Consider the following 1,395-nt stretch of genomic DNA (forward strand, 5'->3'; position numbering starts at 1 on the left):
TTGCTCGGCGTCACCGGCGCCAACAGCCGCACTTCATCGAGCCTGTAGCAGGTTCCCCTCAGCGCCGGCCTGCAGACCCCTGCGCGGTCGTAGTCCCGGTAGGGGGCCCGATGCAACGGATAGATCAGCTCGTCGATCAGCATCCCCCAGAAGCCTTCTGGCTGCGCAGCGTCAGAAAAAAGCGCCGTCTCCTCCTCTGATTGTAAAAGAGCGTAACGAACAATACGCATGGTCTAAATTCCTGTAGATCGATGAAGGACGAAATTTTCCCAACGAGATCGGCGGCGATCGGGCTTTTCTCAATAACTAGAACCCCAAAACCCGAGGAAGGAAACGCATCCGCCTTGTTTCTCTGCGTCTTCGCAACCTGACGGAGGAAAAATCGCCCTCAATATAATTTAGGCGAACTGGGTGTCATTGATGATCAGCTGGTATTTGCAGCCCAAAAATTCGCACGCCTGGCGCATCATCGTCATCCGGCTCAGAAAGATCTCGAAGTATTCGATCACGGCGGCGTAGTAGGTGTCGATCTCCAGCTCCAGCGCAATGATCTTTTCTTCCGGCCGCACGCGCACAAAGCTGCGTTTGGCTGCGTAGTTGACCCGGTCGTGGATGTCGAAATCTTCCATGCGCGGGTTTTGGACGCGGCTGCGATGCACGTCCGCCTTGTCGGCGATGATCACGGCGGCGCTGACGGCGTTGGTGGCGGTGCCGCGCTCTTCCTCGTGATTGCCGATGGCGTTCATGATCAGCGCACACTCCTGAGGCGCCATGTTCATGCGCTTCAAGATCTCCCACGCCATCAGCGCGCCGCTCATGGCGTGATGCTGTCGGTGGATAACGTTGCCGATGTCATGAAGGTAGCCTGCAATGTTGGCCAGTTGATAGGTGCGCTGGTCATATCCCAGGTGTTCGAGCACATTTTGAGCAATGTTGCCCACCAGCCCGGCGTGTCGTTGCCCGTGTTCGGTGTAGCCAAGTTGCTTCATGGTGGCGTTCGCCGCCTGCAAAATGGCTGTGACCTCTGCGTCTCGTTTCAAGTCGTCCACGGTGACCAGACGATAGCCGTTCGACGTGATGGAAGCATTCGTCTTAACCTGCTCGCTCTGATTGACGCCCGATCCGTCGGACGCATATTTGGTGCCTGTCTCGTTCGACATCGATTTCCTCTTCAACGGTTCAAAGGGTCTGTCCAAGCGCCAGCGCGCTGAGCAACAGGGCGAACAGCCAGAGCGGCTGCATGCGTCGCCCCACCGGAGCGCCCTGCGCCGCCATCAACCATGTCGGCAAAAACAACAAAATGATGATCGCCAGCCACAGCGGCGCCTGCATCAGAATTAACAAAGCGCAGACGCCGATCTCCGCCGTCGCCAACAACACTATGGCAAGGACATC

Annotated in this window: 3 protein-coding genes; all 3 read right to left on the minus strand. The window is 57.3% G+C overall.

Annotated features, from left to right (window positions below):
- Positions 1–230 (minus strand): Rv2993c-like domain-containing protein (locus tag Q0367_RS07585; protein WP_298981403.1); only part of this gene is annotated, 230 nt, incomplete at its 3' end.
- Between the two features lie 168 nt (positions 231–398).
- Positions 399–1,160 carry an HD domain-containing protein gene (locus tag Q0367_RS07590; RefSeq protein WP_298981404.1) on the minus strand — a complete coding sequence of 254 codons (762 nt, stop codon included), beginning with the start codon at positions 1,158–1,160 and terminating at the stop codon, positions 399–401.
- A 19-nt stretch (positions 1,161–1,179) separates the two neighbouring features.
- On the minus strand, positions 1,180–1,395 hold a 216-nt coding region (locus Q0367_RS07595), incomplete at its 5' end, for a hypothetical protein (RefSeq protein ID WP_298981405.1).

Source organism: uncultured Caldilinea sp. (genome assembly GCF_937128415.1).
In the GTDB taxonomy this organism is placed as follows: Bacteria; Chloroflexota; Anaerolineae; order Caldilineales; family Caldilineaceae; genus Caldilinea.

Bases quoted from the DNA above. Each gene is read 5' to 3' on its own strand.
- Q0367_RS07590 (WP_298981404.1), bottom strand. From the start codon at position 1,160: ATGTCGAACGAGACAGGCACCAAATATGCGTCCGACGGATCGGGCGTC.